Origin of the sequence: Natrinema halophilum (assembly GCF_013402815.2) — an archaeon.
Lineage (GTDB): Archaea > Halobacteriota > Halobacteria > Halobacteriales > Natrialbaceae > Natrinema > Natrinema halophilum.
In genome coordinates, this window is sequence record NZ_CP058601.1 from 2,735,797 (window position 1) to 2,752,317 (window position 16,521).

A 16,521-nucleotide genomic window follows, 5' to 3' on the forward strand; every position below is an offset into this window, starting at 1 on the left:
AACTGAGAGAAAACATTGAAACCAGCAATAGACGGGGGAAGAACCCGACATTGTGAGAGAAAACGAACAGTATCGATAGTGTATTTTATACACTGAAAAAGTCCGACCGACGGTCACCTGCCGGTGAGAGATCGGCGGCTATCGCAATTCAGTTCAGTCGTCCGGGTCAGTGTGTCGTCGGAGCCACTCGAGACCGAGGGCCCCACCGACGATTCCCGCACCAGTGGTAAAGCCCGCCACGTCGTCGGCACTGTCCGCATCCTCGGTGTCGGACGATACGGAACCGTCTCCATCTCCGCCGCCGGGTCCGGCCTCGTCCTCGCCGCCGGAGTCGCCATCGATCGCGTTTTCTGAAGCGGAGGATTCGTTTCCTGTAGCGGTTTCATTACCGGTCGTTTCGTCATCGCTCGTGTCGCCGTCTCCGTTACCGCCGTCGCTTGAGTTACCGTGACTGCCTCCGGCGCGTCCGCCGTCTCCGCTCCCCTTATCGAGACGCGCCGTCTGCGCACGAAGCGCAACGAGTTTGTTGTCGCCGTCGTGGCCGCCGCCTCGATCGACGTAGATGGTCGTCCCACTGATCGCCCGAATCATTCCGACTGGAACGTCGTCGGCTGATACGGCCCACTTCTCGGTCCCATCGCGTTTGCTCAGGGCCACGAGTTCGTCACTGTAGTCCGCAGATGACGACTGTCCGTCCGGGACCGAGTCATCGGGGATATAGACGTAGACGGTCTCGTCGCTGATAACGGGTCTGGCACTGGTATGGAGAAGAGAGATATCCCAGAGCCGGTCAGACGGGTTCTCAAGAGACTTACCGAAGAGGTCCCAGTCGTCTCCGCTGACGTAGACCGATTCGCCGAGCGCGATGTCGACGCCCGCCGAAAGACCGAGACGGAGTCCCGCACCAGTTTTCGCATCCACGACGTTCACACGATTGTATGTGAATCGTCCGAGGACGGCCCCTGTCGTCGTGGCTTGAGCCCGGTCGTACTGATAGCCGCCTGCACGGTTCGATAAATTCACAGTGCTCCGCCACACTTCGTTTCCGGACTCGGGCTCGAGGGCGAGGGCGACTCCCGCCGTTGCGGCGTACACTACGCCGTTCGCCGCAGCGGCGGACGTGACAAACTCGTACTCGTCTGCCTCGCCGTTTCCTGAGGAGCCGACCGTGACCGATTCGATGAACCACCGAACCGATCCGTCGGAAGCCTCGAGGGCGTACAACGTTCCATCGACGACGACGTAGACGCCGTCGTACGCTACCGTCTGGTCGGAGAGGTACTCGTCAGCCTCGAAGTCAGTCTTCCAGCGAACGCTGCCATCCGACCGATCGAGTGCTACTACTTCGTCCCCGGAGAGGTAGACGGTCTCGCCGACAACGGAAGGAGTCGTCGCGTCGACGTCGGCGTTCTCCCAGATGAGAGAACCATCAGTTGCGTCGAAGGCGACGACGCCCGTTGCAGTCGTCGTATACACCGTCTCGTCGGCGACAGCAACGGGGCCCGCGTGGTCGACGGACCAGACTGCCTCGAGCGCATCACCGTCGAATTCGTATCCATCATCGATGTATCGTGAGTGGCCGGCATTCCCGGCGTAAGACGCCCAGTCTTCGTCCATCGCAGGGTTTGGCTTCACTGCTGGGTCCGGGAGATCGGCAACCCAGTCCCCCGTAGTATTGGTCTCGCCCAGCCCGGCCGATGCGAACCCACTCCCGACCGAAAGCCCTACACCGGTCGCTAGTACCGAACGGCGATGCCAGTCTCTCATTACCTTCGTCGTCCGCGGTGAGCGTTATTACTATTAAATATATACGTTGACTTGTTTTCGCTGCAACTGCACCGGGACGTGATAAATCAGTATGAAATGGGAGGCGGAGTATATTTCCAGGAGAGTGTTCCTGGAAGCGATTATGGAGTTTATAGGATGAAACTGACCGGTCGATTGTCTTTTCGCAAGTTGGCGGCCAGGGGCGCTACACTGCGTATCCGGTACCGGTGTAACCAGTTCGTCGATGGTTCAGTGACCACGAACCGATACGCAGCCCGCCAGTGGACGACGATCCCGAACGGCCGTTCACTTCCACCCCGCTTTCTCAATGCTTATCCACGACCGAACCGAATCGCCCAGCAATGGCAGCACAGGACGAGGAACCGCCCTCGATCGAGCATCCGCTCCTCGAGCCCGACCTTCTCGAGCGGCGGCTCTACCAACTGAAGCTCGCGGGTACGGCCGCGAATCATCACACGCTCGTCTGTCTCCCGACCGGTCTCGGGAAGACGACGGTCAGCCTGCTGGTCACAGCCCGCAGGCTCGAGGAAGTCGGCGGCACGTCGCTGATGCTCGCCCCGACGAAACCCCTCGTCCAGCAACACGCCGATTTCTACCGGGAGGCCCTTCGGATCCCCGACGAGGAGATCGTCGTCTTCACGGGCGACGTCAGTCCCGACGACCGAGCCGACCTGTGGGAAGAGGCGACGGTCGTGATGGCGACGCCGCAGGTAATCGAAAACGACCTCGTCGGCTCGCGGATCTCGCTCGCCGACGTCACCCACCTCACGTTCGACGAATGTCACCGGGCGACGGGCGATTACGCGTACAACTACATCGCGGAACGATACCACGCCGACGCCCGCAAGCCGCTCGTGACGGGTATGTCGGCGTCGCCCGGCGGCGACGAGGAAGCCATCCTCGAAGTCTGTGAGAACCTCGGCCTCCAGGAGGTCGAGGTGATGACGGAGGAAGACGCCGACGTCGACGAGTTCACCCACGACACCGACGTCGAGTGGGAACGGATCGACCTCCCCGACGAGGTCCTCGAGATCCGGGACGCGCTAAACGAGGTCATCACGGACCGGCTCGAGAAGCTCAAGGAACTCGGCATCGCGAGCTCGACGCAACCCGATCAGTCCCAGACGGACCTGAATCGGATGCGGGCCGAACTCCAACAGCTAATCAACAACGACCAGTCGGAGGGGTTCGAGGGAATGTCGATCCACGCGGAGGTGATGAAGCTCCGCCAGGCCGTCACGCTGGTCGAAACCCAGAGCGTCGAGGCGCTCTGTCGGTACTTCGAGCGACAGCGCAATCAGGCCCGCTCGTCGGGCGCATCGAAGGCGAGTCAGCGAATGGTTTCCGATCCTCGCGTTCGCGAAGCGATGCGGAAAGCCGAACAGTTCGACGAAATCCACCCCAAGTACCGCAAGACGCGAATGTTGCTCGCCGAAACCCTGGGACTCGAGGGCGGCGAGCGCGTCATCGTCTTCACCGAATCCCGCGACACGGCCGAGGCGCTGACGGACTTTCTCGCGGACAGCTTCGACGCGAAGCGCTTCGTCGGGCAAGGCGACCGCGAGGGGTCGGACGGAATGACCCAGAAAGAACAACAGGAAGTCCTAGACGAGTTCCGGGCGGGCGAGTTCGAGGTTCTCGTCTCGACGTCGGTCGCCGAAGAAGGACTCGACGTGCCGGAGGTCGATCTCGTGCTCTTTTACGAGCCCGTTCCGACTGCCATTCGCTCGATCCAGCGCAAGGGCCGAACCGGTCGCCAGTCCGAAGGGCGGGTCGTCGTCCTCATGGCCGAGGACACCCGCGACGAGGCGTACTTCTGGATCTCCCGGCGCCGCGAAAAGGAAATGGAGTCGGAATTACGCGAATTGAAAGGAATGGCCGACGATCTCGAGGACGAACTCGACGAATCCCAGCAGTCGCTTGCGGATTTCGATGGCGATGAACGGACGGCAAGGGGAGATGACGATAAAGCGGACCCCGAGTCCGAGGCCAGGGGAGAGAAAGCGAACCCCGACGCAGTCGACGGGTCTTCCAGTGGAAACGAAGGGGGAAGCGAGCAGCCGGGGCTGCAGGAGTTCGGCGACGAAACCGACGAAGCAACGGGGACGAGCGCCGAGTCTGTCGACACGGTCGAGCCACACGCCGAGGGAGAGACCGTTCAAATCGTCGCCGACCAGCGCGAAATGGACGCGAACATCGCCCGCGACCTCTCGCGCCGCGAGGAGATCGACGTACGCCTCGAGACGCTCGACGTCGGCGACTACGTCTGCTCGGATCGGGTGGTCGTCGAGCGCAAGTCGGTCGCGGACTTCGTCGACTCGCTGGTCGGCGGCGACCGGTCCGTCTTCGAACAGGTCGGTGCGATGGCCCGCCACTACTCGCGGCCGATCGTCATCGTCGAAGGCAGCGGGCTGTACGAACAACGAGACGTTCACCCGAACGCAATTCGAGGAGCGCTCTCGAGTCTCGTCGTGGACTTCGGCGCAAGTATTCTTCGGAGTGAAAGCGAAGATGACACGACCGAACTGCTCGCGGTGATCGCCGGCCGCGAGCAGACGACCGCCGACCGCGAGGTCTCGGTTCACGGCGAGAAGGGCAGCAAGACCCTGGGCGAGCAACAGGAGTACGTCGTCGCCTCGATCGCCGAGATCGGACCCGTCACCGCCCGGTCGTTGCTCGAGGAGTTCGGCACTGTCGAGGGCGTGATGATCGCGACCGAAGACGAGTTACAGGAGGCCGACGGCGTCGGGGCGGTAACCGCCGAACGGATCCGAGAGGTCGTCGGAAGCGACTACACCGGATAACCCGTCAGTCGAAGCCTCCCGGGCGAGTCGGCCCGAGTGTTCGTGCCGCGATCGAACCGGCGGGTCGTCAATCGCTGAGGTCGGGATCTGTCGCGAGGCCGTCATCGCTTTCGTCGGATTCAGCAGTAGGACCGGGATCACCCTCGGCGCGGGCGACGAGACGTTCAGCGGCGTAGACGCTGAACGCGGCGAGTGCGATACCTGCCACGACGTCGATCAGCCAGTGAATCCCCAGATACATCGTCGAAAAGACGATGCCGGTCACGACGAACGACGAGATCACGAGCCAGCGGGGATACTCTTTGCGCGACCGCCAGGCGAACAGCAAGACGACCACTGCCAGCGACGTATGCAACGAGGGGAACACGTTCGTGTTCGCCGAGACCGCCGCCGTCATTTCTTGGGTCTGTGGGTAGAACTCGTACATCAGGCCCGAAACGGTTTTGAGGTGATTTCGCGGCCCATAGACGATAAACAGCGTATAACAGATCGAGCCGATCAGGTAGTTAAGCACGTACGCAACGAGCAGTTCCTTGAGGTGGCGCTGGGTCGGCAACATAAAATAGAGGATCGGAGCGGTCACCAGCAGGAACGGGAACCCGAACATATACATCGACGAGAAGAACTCGACCGTCGCTCCGGGGACGACGTCTTGGAGCACTGCGACGAACTCCCCTTCGACCGCGTATATCGCCGCGGTGAGATCCCAGTCGAGGGACTCCGAGATTCGCAAACTGAGCCCGTGTGTCGTTCGTTTCGCCAGGAAGAACAGTGCGGTGACGCCGAGATACGGAGCGATCTCGAGGAGACGGTCGTCAAGTTCCCTCGCAGTCCGGCGGATTTCGGTCCACTCGAGACAGAGCGTGCTGGTTCCAACGAGCCCGGTGCAAACGACGAGTACCGTGAGTAAGACGACGAATCCAAGTGCCATCGTTATATTTTTCGTGAGTTCGTGATTCGAAGCCCCGCAGTATCGGAGTCGGCGGCTATCGTAGGCAAACGGCAACTGCTACCCGACACGGCACGCAGCCAACGGTCGGTCGGGTGACCCCCCTGTCGAGACAGTTTTGGTTCAGTTCGTGCCCAATACCGCGGTCCACTACGTGCGGTTTCGAGGCAAGTCATATAATTTTGCTGAATTTACGGCCGCTGTTATATATAGATATCCAATCGGGACGAAATTTACGGAGCGAATGATGGCGACGAGAAAAGTACGCGCCTCCCGGAGCTATTGGGCAGAGCGGACGGGCAGATATGAGCTGGAGTCGTCATCGGTGACCCGGTCAGCGCAACGTTGCTAACGTTTCGCTCGCCTCGCGGGCCGCCTCGAGGCAGTCCTTTGCGTACTGGGGGTCGTCCGTCACAGCGGCCTCTTCGGCGAACTTCTCGAGAGTTCGGACGAGCGCATCGTGAGCGTCTTCGAGGTCGTCGTCGATCGGCGATGGACTCGTCGCAGGAGATGAACGAGAGGCGCCAGCTTTGGAATCCGGCAATGACGACTGACCGTGATCGGATGGGGGCGCCGTGGAACGAGGTTGCTGGCTGGAAGCCGACGCAGGCGTCTCGGGTTCGGTATCTCGCGCACGCACGTCTCCCTGGTTCTGGGTCGGTGGGGACGGTTCGGCGGCGGAATCGGGTCGGGTTGGGACCGTTTCGGAATTTCGTTTCGTAGTGGACGCCGAGGAACCGGCCTGCGTGCCGAGATTGTCAGTATCGGAACTCGTACCGGGTCTCTCGTCATCGGTCGACTGTTCTTCGGTCGGCTGTTCTTGGGTAGGCTGGGCGTCGGTCGACTGTTCTTCGGTCGGCTGGGCTTCCAGTTCCGTTCCCTGAACGGCGTCCGGATTGCCGTGACAACTGGGACAGAACGTCGTGCCATCTTGCTGGAACAGGGGATCACCGCAGGTTCCACAGTGGGCGTTGGTCATCGTCGCCCCCTTGAGCAACAGATCACTCATCCGCTGGGTCGCCTTTCGCTCTTCTTTGTCCCGTTCGTATTTTTCGCGAAGTTTCTCGCGCTCGGCTTCTTTATCGAAGTTGCTCATGTCCATCTAGACGTTTCGGAGCGTCGAAAAAGCTGCGACAACCGACAGTCAACGAATAGCTACGATTTCGCTGCCGTTTCGACGGCAGCTACCGCCTGTGCAGGCGTCTCCACGGTCTCGAGGTCGATCTCGGGTGTGGACACGTCGTGAGTCTCGAGACCGATGACGGGCCGATCGTAAATTCCGGCAAAGCCGATCTCGGAGAGCGTTCCAGCGCCGCCGGTGAGCGCGATAACGGCATCACCGTTCAGCGGGACGAGCGCGTTTCTGGCGTGACCGAGTCCGGTCGCGATAGGGTGGTCCACGTACTCGTTTGCGGCGTCGCGGTCTGCGTCGGGAAGGATACCGATCGTCGTCCCGCCCTCGGATTTCGCACCCCGACAGACCGCTTCCATCGTACCGCTGCCGCCGCCACAGACGACCGTGTGATCGCTGACGGCGAGTTCGCGACCGACTTCCTCCGCTCGGTTCGCCTGACCGTCGGTAATCGTTCCGCCGCCGATGACGCTGACGCGCATACCAGAGCAACGAACGCGGAGTGCTTTGGTCGGTTCGATCTCGAAGCGTATCCTCCGTGTTCGGGCCACGAAACGGTGATCCATGGTCACGTGGAGACGTCCGATGACGTGACGCGCCGCGCCATTCGACAACTGTCGAAATAATCATCGTCAAATCGTGCGAAGCGGCGGGTTTCGACGGATTTAACGCAGGGGCAAGTGGAGTGTTACGTGGTATGACGAAAGTTAGCGTGGTCGGCGCGGCCGGGACGGTCGGGGCCGCCGCAGGCTACAACATCGCGCTTCGGGACATCGCAGACGAACTCGTCTTCGTAGACATTCCGGACAAAGAAGACGATACGATCGGGCAAGCCGCCGACGCAAACCACGGCGCTGCCTACGATTCGAATACGACGATCCGGCAGGGAGGCTACGAGGACACCGAAGGATCGGATGTCGTCGTCATCACCGCGGGCATCCCGCGACAGCCGGGTCAAACCCGGATCGACCTGGCAGGCGACAACGCACCCATCATGGAGGACATCGGGTCCTCGATCGCCGAGCACAACGACGACTTTATCACCGTTACCACGTCGAATCCTGTCGACCTATTGAACCGTCATCTCTACGAAACGGGCGACCGTGCACGCGAGAAAGTGATCGGATTCGGCGGCCGACTCGACTCCGCTCGGTTCCGCTACGTCATCTCTCAGCGCTTCGATGCACCCGTCCAGAACGTCGACGCGACTATCCTCGGTGAACACGGAGACGCACAGGTTCCCGTGTTCTCGAAGGTCCGCGTAAACGGACAGGACCGAGAGTTCGGCGAAGACGAGAAAGAGGAACTGCTGTCCGAGCTTCAGACGTCGGCGATGAACGTCATCGAGAAGAAGGGCGCAACGGAGTGGGGCCCGGCGACCGGCGTCGGCCACATGGTGGAGGCCATCCTCCGCGACACGGGGGAGGTTCTCCCCGGTAGCGTCAAACTCGAGGGTGAGTTCGGCCACGAGGACACCGCGTTCGGCGTCCCGGTCAAACTCGGCTCCACCGGTGTCGAAGAGATCGTCGAATGGGATCTCACCGAGTTCGAGCGCAATCAGCTCGGCGAGGCTGCAGAGAAACTCTCGGAGCAGTACGACAAAATCTCGTAACGGATCGAATACAGTCGGGACGGGTTTGTGCCACAAGCAACGCCGCTTCGCCTTTCTCTGGCGTCCGGCTTTGGACTCCCGCTGACCGACTGGTTACGTGGCGACACCACCGATGTCGCCGCGCCGAACATCGCCAGATCACCCCTCCCTGTAGAGGTTACTACTCGACCGGTTGCCAGACGTACCATGCCTCGTTTCGCGGCTCCTGTCCCTGCGTCCACCACTGGGCCTCCCAGGTGGTGCCGTCGTGGGTCACCCGATCACCCTCGCGGTAGATTTTGGACGAGTCCCAGGCTGGGTAGGGTTGGCCTCCGCCGTTGCCGGTGTCGCCTTCGTTTCCACTCTCGCCATCGTTGCCCCCACCGCGACCCTGTCCGCCACCGCCGCTCGTGTAGCGCTGGCCGTTGATAGTGACATCGAACTGGTGATAGGTGACGTCGCCCCGGGTCCCCTGCCAGTATTCGTTGCCGAGTTCGATCCCGGAAATCCATTTCTGACCGGAGATACCATAGCGCTCGCTCATGAAGTCGATGAGCTCCTTCAGGTCGACGCGTCCGGTCGAGAGGCCGCCCTGGACCCGGAAGATGTGGAAGTCGGCGTTCGTGCCGCCGGGGCTGTGGGCCGTCCAGTAGTCGATGGTGTTGCCGAATGTATCCGTCCAGACGGTTGCTTCCTCCAAGTTGTTTCCGTGACCGCCGCCCCAGTCGAGGACCAGCATGATCTCGTGGGTGTGAGTCCCAGTTGCCTCGGAGACTGGTTGGTCCATCAGCCACCACTCCTCAGCGAGATTCCACTTGCCGCCGGAGATATTCTGGTCGATATCCACCTCGATCTCGAGCTGGTCGACGGCTGCCCGACGGATCGGGAAATCGGCCACACCTGTGTCCGAGCCCCAGGGTTTCGTCCCGAGAAGAACCTGCGGATAGTTGGGCTGGCCCCCGGTCGTCCGCGTCGCCCACTCGTAGCCGTACGACCCATCGGCATTGACTCGGATACACATCTCGACGGCGGAACTCCCCCAGTCGTTGTTCTTCAGCACGAAATCGCCGCCTCCGATCTCGAGCTGGTCTTCCGAACCGCACCGCTCGGCAGTTTGACTCCGCGCAACGGCGGACGAACTGCCGATTGCCGTCGCCGCGAGTGTGGTCGCACCGACCTGGAGGAATCGCCGACGAGAACCATGTGATAAGTTTTCATCGTCGCGCCTCCGCTCGCCCGTCGCCATCGAATCGCTCTGTGTCGCGGTCAACAGCTGTTTCCTGTTGTCGAGCCATCGAGGAGCTGTGCGTCCGGTGTCGGAATCGTCTCGTGTCATTGTTAGTGTAGTGATGATTTCCGAACGTCGTTGTGGCCGAACGGAGCCATTGCGGAGACGAAGCACGACAGTCGATGTCACGACTGCGAAGACGTCCCACGAAGGTCGCAGTCGTATTGGTAAAATAATATGCGCGAATTGAATCATATTAGGGAAATTTTGTCTCGTGTAAACCAGTACCGGATTCCCTTGAAGCGACCGAAACAGCGGTTAGGCCCGCACATCGAACGACGTTTGTACCCCCGGCGACGACCACGATAACTGTGTGAATGAACGTGTTAATATATTTACATTTCAGCGACCATCGCGAACGATTTCACGTGTTAGAGTCGTCCGCTTGACCGCGTTACGGCCGTTCAAAACGAATTAATGGAGAGACATCTGCCGACTTCACAGACCGATCCGCTCCCCGTCGTCGTCAATCGTACTCGCGCTGACGGGACAGATCCGTGCGGCACACAACGTATCGAATTCCACGTTCCCGGTCACCCTGCGAACGAGATCGCCACCTTCGAGTTTCGCAGCGGCCTCGAGCAGGACTGACCTCCCTCGATCTGCTTGTCTCGAGGGCGTCCCACTCGACGGCACACTAAAACATCACGAGACAGACGACTTCGTCGTATTGGGCGTTCGAAAACGACAGGACGCGATCCGGACGATCGCGAGTCGACAGAACCAGTGAGGTGGCGTTCCGCAACGATAGCGGGTACTGAAAGACGGTGGCAACCAATCCGTATCGACTCTCCGATCGAGGCGAAAACAGTTGCAATCGCGACGATACCAGCCACCGGCGAAACTCGAGTGATCAGTCAGTCTCGCGCTCGTGAAATATAGAGTCGGTGAAACGATTACTCCAAATCTATACGTTTTGCAGTATTGCTACTCGACCGGTTGCCAGACGTACCACGCCTCGTTGCGGGGTTCCTGTCCCTGCGTCCACCACTGGGCCTCCCAGGTGGTGCCGTCGTGGGTCACTCGATCGCCCTCGCGGTAGATTTTGGACGAGTCCCAGGCGGGAGTCGAACCGGTGTCGGGCTCGGTGGAGGGAGCGCCGTCTGCGTCCTCGACTCGCTTCCAGACGTACCACTGCTCGTCTTTCGGCTCTTCACCCTGCGCCCACCACTGGGCCTCCCAGACGGCACCGTCGTGGACGACGCGGTCGCCCTCGAGGTAGACCTGGTTGGGGTCCCAGGCCGGGTACGATTCGCTGCCATCGCTCCCGCCGTTGTCGTTCTGGCCATCGTCGTTTTGGTTGCCGTTCTCGCCGCCGTTTCCGGTGTCGCCGTCCTCGTTGCCGTTTCCGGTGTCGCCGTCCTCGTTGCCGTTTCCGGTGTCGCCGTCCTCGTTGCCGTTTCCGGTGTCGCCGTCCTCGTTTCCGGGATCGGTCTCATCGCCCCCGTTTCGGCCGCCACCGTTGTTACCGCCACCACTGCCACCACCGCTCGTATAGGTGGTGCCGTTGATGGTGACGTCACACTGGTGGTAGGTGACGTCGCCCTGACTGCCTTGCCAGTATTCGTTCCCGAGTTCGATCCCGGAGATCCACTTCTGGCCGCCGACGCCGTGTCGCTCGCTCATGAAGTCGATGACCGGTTTGAGGTCGACGCGGCCAGATGAAAGGCCGCCCTGGACCCGGAAGATGTGGAAGTCGGCGCTCGTGCCGCCGGCACTGTGAGCCGACCAGTAGTCGATGGTGTTGCCGAATGTGTCCGTCCAGACGTTTGCTTCTTCCACGCTGCCGTTGGTAAAGCCCTCACCCCAGTCGAGGACCAGCATGATCTCGTGCGTGTGGGTCTCCGTCTGCTCTGAGACGGGGCTATCCATCAACCACCACTCCTCGGCGAGATTCCACTTGCCGCCGGAGATGTTAATGTCTACGTCCACCTCGAGTTCTAACTGATCGACGCCTCCCCGGCGAACTGGGAAGTCCTGGACGCCCGTGTCCGAGCCCCAGGGTTTCGTCCCCAGGAGGACTTGCGGGTAATTCGGCTGCCCGCCGGTCGTCCGCGTCGCCCACTCGTAGCCGTACGAGCCGTCGGTATTCGTCCTGATACACATGTCGACGTCCCCGCCCCAGTCGTTGTTCTTCAGCACGAAATCGCCGCCGCCGACGACGAGCTCGTCGTGCGAACCACACGCTTCGTCGGCCGCCTGTGCTGCAACAGAAGAAGTACCGATCGCCGTGGCTGCGAGCGCGGTCGCACCGACTTGCAGGAACCGCCGGCGAGACCCGTGAGACGAGGCGCCTCCGTCGTCGTCTCGCTCGAGCGCCGCTCGATCGTTGTGATTTTTTGTCAATTGCTGCGTCCGTTTGTCGATCCGTCGACCCCCCAGGCTTCCGGTATCGGAATCGTCTCGTGTCATGATTGCTTGCTGATTGTCGCCGCACGTCACTGCGGTCGGAGTGGCGAGCGCGGAGACGAGTCACCGACGAACTGCCAGTACGACCGCAATGGCGTACCATCGGGAGTATGGAGTGATTCTTTCAATAATATAATTGTGGTAAATTTCGCTATGAACCTTTGAAACCGCGACAATCGTCAAATGAGCAGGTTTGGATAAACGAAACAACGATCAGAGCGGAAATCCGGATCGAGCGAGCCAGAAGACCGATACAACGAGACAGACAGCGCGGTCAGACAACGAACGTACTGCAGGAACCGTCACGCAGTAAAATTGCGCAGTACAACGGACGAGTACAGTCGCTTTAAAGTCAATCAAGCCGGATTTACGGCGGATTCTTCGTTCGACTCACGGAATTACCTGTTCGGCGGCGTCGTAATTCGTACTCGCGTTGACGAGACAGGAACGTACAGGGAACGTCGCGTCGAGGTCCACGCCTTCAGGTTCCGTGCGGACGAAGGCCCCCTCATCTGACGCCTCGAAGCGAGGGTTTAGCTGTTCACGATAAATCGGTGACCGTCAGGCCGAGCGGGCAATCGTTGCGCAACGATTGCGGCCACTGAAAGTCAATGACAACCAACCTATATCGACTCTCCGATCGAGATGAGACCAGTTGCAGTTGCGTCGATGCCTGCCACTGGATACGCGCGAGGGAGCATCCAGTCTTGCGCTCGAGAAATGGGCGTCGGTGCGATCGACCGGCCCGTTTTGAGGGCGGATGATCGTCACCGCCGGGTTTGGCTTCGAAACGGGTGTCAGTGGCGTTCGCTGCCAGTTCTACGCGTTCTACAGGGAGTACTACTCGACCGGTTGCCAGACGTACCACGCCTCGTTGCGGGGTTCCTGTCCCTGCGTCCACCACTGGGCTTCCCAGGTTGTGCCGTCGTGGGTCACTCGGTCGCCCTCGCGGTAAATTTTGGACGAGTCCCACGCAGGGGTCGGACCCGCACCAGGATCGACGGGAATGACGCCGCTCGCGTCTTTGACCCGCTTCCAGACGTACCACTGCTCGTCTTTCGGCTCCTCACCCTGGGCCCACCACTGGGCCTCCCAGACGGCACCGTCGTGGATCACGCGGTCGCCCTCGAGGTAGATTTCGTCTTCCTGCCAGACCGGGTACGATTCACTGCCGTCGCTTCCGCCGTTGCCCGCGTCACCCTCGTTCCCGTTCTGGTCGTCGTTTCCGTTCTCGCCGCCATTCCCGTTCTGGTCGTCGTTTCCGTTCTGGTCGTCGTTTCCGTTCTCGCCGCCGTCTCCGTTCTGGTCGTCGTTTCCGTTCTCGCCGCCGTCTCCGTTCTGGTCGTCGTTTCCGTTCTCGCCGCCGTTATTTCCACCACCGTTACTGGTACCGCTGCCGCTCGAGTAGGTGGTGCCGTTGATGGTGACGTCGAACTGGTTGTAGGTGACGTCGCCCTGGCTGCCTTGCCAGTATTCGTTCCCGAGTTCGATCCCGGAAATCCACTTCTGACCGCCGACGCCGTGGCGCTCGCTCATGAAGTCGATGACTTCCGTCAGGTCGACGCGGCCGGTCGAGAGGCCGCCGCGGACCCGGAAGATGTGAAAATCGGCGCTCGTGCCGCCGCTGCTGTAGTTCGCCCAGTAGTCGATGGTGTTGCCGAATGTGTCGGTCCAGACGTTTTCTTCCTCCATGTAGTGGTTGTGTCCGCCGCCCCAGTCGAGGACCAGCATGATCTCGTGGGTGTGGGTCTCCGTCTGCTCGGAGACCGGCGCGTCCATCAACCACCACTCCTCGGCGAGGTCCCACTCGCCCCCGGAGATGTTCTGGTCGATATCGATCTCGAGCTCGAGCTGGTCGACGTTCCCTCGACGGATCGGAAAGTCCTGGACACCAGTGTCCGAGCCCCAGGGCTTCGTTCCGAGCAGGGCCTGCGGGTAGTTCGGCTGCCCGCCGGTCGTCCGCGTTGCCCACTCGTAGCCGTACGAACCGTCGGCGTTGGCTTTGATGCACATATCGACGTCCCCGCCCCAGTCGTTGTTGACGAGTACGAAGTCGCCGCCGCCGACCTGAATCTCGTCGAACGAACCGCATGATTCGGTGGCCTCCTGTGCAGCGACAGACGAACTACCGATTGCAGTGGCCGCGAGCGCGGTCGCACCGACTTGGAGGAACCGTCGGCGGGACCCACCTGACGAGCTGACTTCGCCGTTGTCTACCTCGATCGTCGATGGGTGGTCACTCTGCATCGTCGTCAGTTGCTTCTTCTCGCTATCGATTCGTCGATCCCCCGTGTTTCCTGTGTGCGGACCGTCCTGTGTCATGATTGTACCCGTGATTGTTGCTGTACGTCATCGCGGTCGAGAGCGCGAAGTCGCTCCACTGTTCGTCCGCCCTCATTCCAGCGATGGCGCATCACACGATAGGTAGTCGTATCCGGCGAATAATATGATGAAAATAACTCACATGTGCTACGTTTGGTGTGACAACAACTGTGAACCAGTCACATTGAGGCGAACGAAACAGCGATTAGATCGTCAATTCTGCCATCATTCGATGGAGGAATAAATGATAGAATAGATATGATTGTGGTGGTGAAAATGTATTTGTCTCTAGATAGAGCGAGAACAGTCCCGCAAACGAACGCGCCCACGAGACCGGCTCGGTTCCGTCGATTTGCCGTTAATCGAGCCGAGTTTGTGAGAGGAACGCCGTTCGACTTACGGGATCAGCTGTTCGCCGTCGTCGTCGTAAATCGTAATCGCATCGACGGGACAGGACCGTGCGGCGAACTTCGCATCGAGTTCTGCATCTTCGGGCACTTCGCGAACGAAAAGGCCGCCCTCGACCTCCTCACTGCCATCGAGAACGGCTTTTCCCTTCGACGTGTCCTTCTCGAAGGCGTCCCACTCGGCGACGCACTGAAACATCCCGATACAGGTATCCTCGTCGTATTCGACTTTCATGAGCGAGGGTTAGGTCGATCCCCGTAAATCGTTAGCGGTCGTCGACCCCGTAACGCAATTCGTGGGACCACAGATCGAGGGGAACGGTATCTCTCCGTCCCGACTCTCGCGAGGAAAACGCCCACCGGAGTTTCCACCTCGAGTTCGAGGGCGAGACACCAAGCGGTGACCGACGCCGCGACACCGGTCGGACGCGACAGGTGCTGCGCTGATCGCCCTCTAGACTCCGTGGATCGGCGGTCGGAACACCGCAGCGCGTTCTCGGGGTGTGTCGGGCCGAGGTAACGACGTGACTCGTCGACGAAGTGGTGACGGGAGACATCGACGGATCGATACCGAGGGAACGCTTTTCCAGTCGGTCGTCGAACGATTCGGTACAAGACACGGAATGGTCGCACTCTCGTTTGCGGTCCTGGTCGGGACCGCTGTTCTCACCTGTCTGTTCATGGCGTGGGTCCTCGGGGCGAACAGCAACTCGCCACCGTTCGCCCCCGCGATCGGCGCGAACGCGATATCGACGATGCGAGCGGCGTTCATCATCGGCATGCTCGCGGCCGCCGGTGCCCTCATGCAGGGCGGTAGCATTTCCGAAACCGTCGGCGCGGCGCTCATCGACGGCGTCGCGATCACGCCGCTGGCGGCAACTGCGGGCCTGCTGACGGCGGCGACGTTTATGGCGATCGGGATTTACACGCGGTATCCGATCCCGGCGGCGTTCGCAACGACGGGCGCGATGATCGGTGTCGGGCTCTCACTCGGGGGCGATCCCGCGATGGCTACGTACCGACAGCTCGGGACCTTCTGGTTGCTCGTTCCGATCATGTCTGGAGGCCTCGCGTACGTGACGGCGATCGTGCTGCGACGCGAGGACATTCCCGAACCGATCGCCGTCCCGATACTCGCAGGAATCGTCGGCGCGATCGTCGCGAACGTTCGACTCGGGATCATCCCCGATCCCACAGCCGAGCAGGGCAGCCTCGCAGGGTTTATCGCCCGCCAGTTCGGCGGCGGTCCGACGCTCGTCGCAGGTGCCGACCTCGGAACGGTCCTCGCGACGATCGGTGTCGGCGGGCTGGCGTTTTACTGGGTCCGACGGCGGATCCTCGTTTCAGTCGAAAAGGGGATCCGCTCGTTCCTGCTCGTTCTCGGCGGGATCGTCGCGTTCTCCTCGGGGGGGTCCCAGGTCGGGCTCGCGACCGGGCCCCTCGAGAACCTCTTTCGCACCGAACTCGGCCTGCCGGGAATCGTGTTGCTCGCGATCGGCGCCGTCGGAATCCTCGCGGGGGCCTGGATGGGCGCGCCGCGGCTGTTGCAAGCCACTTCGCGCGAGTATGCGCAACTTGGCGTCCGTCGCTCTATCGCGGCACTCGTTCCGGGGTTTATCGTCGCGCAGCTGGCGATCGCACTCGGGATTCCGATTTCGCTCAACAACATCGTCCTCTCGGGCGTCATCGGAGGGGGGCTCGCCGGCGGCTCCGCCGGCGTTTCGCGGCGCAAGATCGGCGTCACGATCACGTTCTGGTTGCTGACGCTCGGGAGTTCGGTCGTCGTCGGCTACGGCTTGTATCAGCTGTTCGCGAGGGTGATCGGCTGAGG

At 61.1% G+C, this 16,521-nt stretch carries 12 protein-coding genes; 3 read left to right on the top strand and 9 right to left on the bottom strand.

Going from position 1 to position 16,521, the window contains the following annotated elements; genetic code table 11:
• Nucleotides 1-153 precede the first annotated feature (153 nt).
• Nucleotides 154-1,767 (bottom strand): outer membrane protein assembly factor BamB family protein, encoded by a 1,614-nt coding sequence (locus HYG82_RS33975; RefSeq protein WP_179261550.1) that lies wholly within the window; start codon nucleotides 1,765-1,767, stop codon nucleotides 154-156.
• Nucleotides 1,768-2,129: 362 nt separating this feature from the next.
• Here HYG82_RS33975 and HYG82_RS33980 point away from each other — a divergent pair, with 362 nt between their 5' ends.
• Nucleotides 2,130-4,592, top strand: coding sequence for a DEAD/DEAH box helicase (locus HYG82_RS33980; RefSeq protein WP_179261552.1), 2,463 nt, complete (start codon nucleotides 2,130-2,132; stop codon nucleotides 4,590-4,592).
• Nucleotides 4,593-4,659: 67 nt separating this feature from the next.
• Here the strand turns inward: HYG82_RS33980 and HYG82_RS33985 are convergent, their stop codons facing one another.
• From HYG82_RS33985 to HYG82_RS33995, 3 genes are all read right to left on the bottom strand, one after another.
• Complete coding sequence (locus HYG82_RS33985) at nucleotides 4,660-5,523, bottom strand: phosphatase PAP2 family protein (RefSeq protein ID WP_179261554.1); 864 nt, start codon at nucleotides 5,521-5,523, stop codon at nucleotides 4,660-4,662.
• Between the two features lie 352 nt (nucleotides 5,524-5,875).
• Nucleotides 5,876-6,637, bottom strand: a complete 762-nt coding sequence (locus tag HYG82_RS33990; RefSeq protein ID WP_179261556.1) for an Sjogren's syndrome/scleroderma autoantigen 1 family protein — start codon at nucleotides 6,635-6,637, stop codon at nucleotides 5,876-5,878.
• A 59-nt stretch (nucleotides 6,638-6,696) separates the two neighbouring features.
• On the bottom strand, nucleotides 6,697-7,155 hold the full coding sequence (locus HYG82_RS33995; RefSeq protein ID WP_179261558.1) for a TIGR00725 family protein: 459 nt from the start codon (nucleotides 7,153-7,155) through the stop codon (nucleotides 6,697-6,699).
• Between the two features lie 215 nt (nucleotides 7,156-7,370).
• Here HYG82_RS33995 and mdh point away from each other — a divergent pair, with 215 nt between their 5' ends.
• A complete protein-coding gene (gene mdh / locus HYG82_RS34000) occupies nucleotides 7,371-8,285 on the top strand; it encodes a malate dehydrogenase (RefSeq protein ID WP_179261560.1) in 915 nt (304 codons plus the stop codon).
• 160 nt (nucleotides 8,286-8,445) lie between these two features.
• On the opposite strand, the gene HYG82_RS44325 is transcribed toward mdh, so the two are convergent.
• The 5 genes from HYG82_RS44325 to HYG82_RS34025 all read right to left on the bottom strand — a co-directional run bounded on the left by HYG82_RS44325 (nucleotide 8,446) and on the right by HYG82_RS34025 (nucleotide 14,925).
• On the bottom strand, nucleotides 8,446-9,600 hold the full coding sequence (locus tag HYG82_RS44325; protein ID WP_179261562.1) for a carbohydrate-binding protein: 1,155 nt from the start codon (nucleotides 9,598-9,600) through the stop codon (nucleotides 8,446-8,448).
• Between the two features lie 390 nt (nucleotides 9,601-9,990).
• Nucleotides 9,991-10,188, bottom strand: coding sequence for a hypothetical protein (locus tag HYG82_RS34010; protein WP_179261564.1), 198 nt, complete (start codon nucleotides 10,186-10,188; stop codon nucleotides 9,991-9,993).
• Nucleotides 10,189-10,479: 291 nt separating this feature from the next.
• Nucleotides 10,480-11,964, bottom strand: a complete 1,485-nt coding sequence (locus HYG82_RS44330; RefSeq protein ID WP_179261566.1) for a carbohydrate-binding protein — start codon at nucleotides 11,962-11,964, stop codon at nucleotides 10,480-10,482.
• Between the two features lie 837 nt (nucleotides 11,965-12,801).
• Nucleotides 12,802-14,283 carry a carbohydrate-binding protein gene (locus HYG82_RS44335; protein WP_179261568.1) on the bottom strand — a complete coding sequence of 494 codons (1,482 nt, stop codon included), beginning with the start codon at nucleotides 14,281-14,283 and terminating at the stop codon, nucleotides 12,802-12,804.
• A gap of 396 nt (nucleotides 14,284-14,679) precedes the next feature.
• Entirely contained in the window at nucleotides 14,680-14,925 is a 246-nt protein-coding gene (locus HYG82_RS34025; protein WP_179261570.1) for a ferredoxin, read from the bottom strand.
• A 388-nt stretch (nucleotides 14,926-15,313) separates the two neighbouring features.
• On the opposite strand from HYG82_RS34025, the gene HYG82_RS34030 reads away from it, so the two are divergent.
• Complete coding sequence (locus tag HYG82_RS34030) at nucleotides 15,314-16,519, top strand: inorganic phosphate transporter (protein ID WP_179264507.1); 1,206 nt, start codon at nucleotides 15,314-15,316, stop codon at nucleotides 16,517-16,519.
• The last annotated feature ends 2 nt before the right edge of the window (nucleotides 16,520-16,521 follow it).

What these genes read in the sequence shown, in the direction of transcription:
- HYG82_RS33975 (WP_179261550.1), bottom strand. Translation starts at nt 1,767, where the DNA reads ATGAGAGACTGGCATCGCCGTTCGGTACTAGCGACCGGTGTAGGGCTT.
- HYG82_RS33980 (WP_179261552.1), top strand. Translation starts at nt 2,130, where the DNA reads ATGGCAGCACAGGACGAGGAACCGCCCTCGATCGAGCATCCGCTCCTC.
- HYG82_RS33985 (WP_179261554.1), bottom strand. Translation starts at nt 5,523, where the DNA reads ATGGCACTTGGATTCGTCGTCTTACTCACGGTACTCGTCGTTTGCACC.
- HYG82_RS33990 (WP_179261556.1), bottom strand. Translation starts at nt 6,637, where the DNA reads ATGAGCAACTTCGATAAAGAAGCCGAGCGCGAGAAACTTCGCGAAAAA.
- HYG82_RS33995 (WP_179261558.1), bottom strand. Translation starts at nt 7,155, where the DNA reads ATGCGCGTCAGCGTCATCGGCGGCGGAACGATTACCGACGGTCAGGCG.
- mdh (WP_179261560.1), top strand. Translation starts at nt 7,371, where the DNA reads ATGACGAAAGTTAGCGTGGTCGGCGCGGCCGGGACGGTCGGGGCCGCC.
- HYG82_RS44325 (WP_179261562.1), bottom strand. Translation starts at nt 9,600, where the DNA reads ATGACACGAGACGATTCCGACACCGGACGCACAGCTCCTCGATGGCTC.
- HYG82_RS44330 (WP_179261566.1), bottom strand. Translation starts at nt 11,964, where the DNA reads ATGACACGAGACGATTCCGATACCGGAAGCCTGGGGGGTCGACGGATC.
- HYG82_RS44335 (WP_179261568.1), bottom strand. Translation starts at nt 14,283, where the DNA reads ATGACACAGGACGGTCCGCACACAGGAAACACGGGGGATCGACGAATC.
- HYG82_RS34025 (WP_179261570.1), bottom strand. Translation starts at nt 14,925, where the DNA reads ATGAAAGTCGAATACGACGAGGATACCTGTATCGGGATGTTTCAGTGC.
- HYG82_RS34030 (WP_179264507.1), top strand. Translation starts at nt 15,314, where the DNA reads ATGGTCGCACTCTCGTTTGCGGTCCTGGTCGGGACCGCTGTTCTCACC.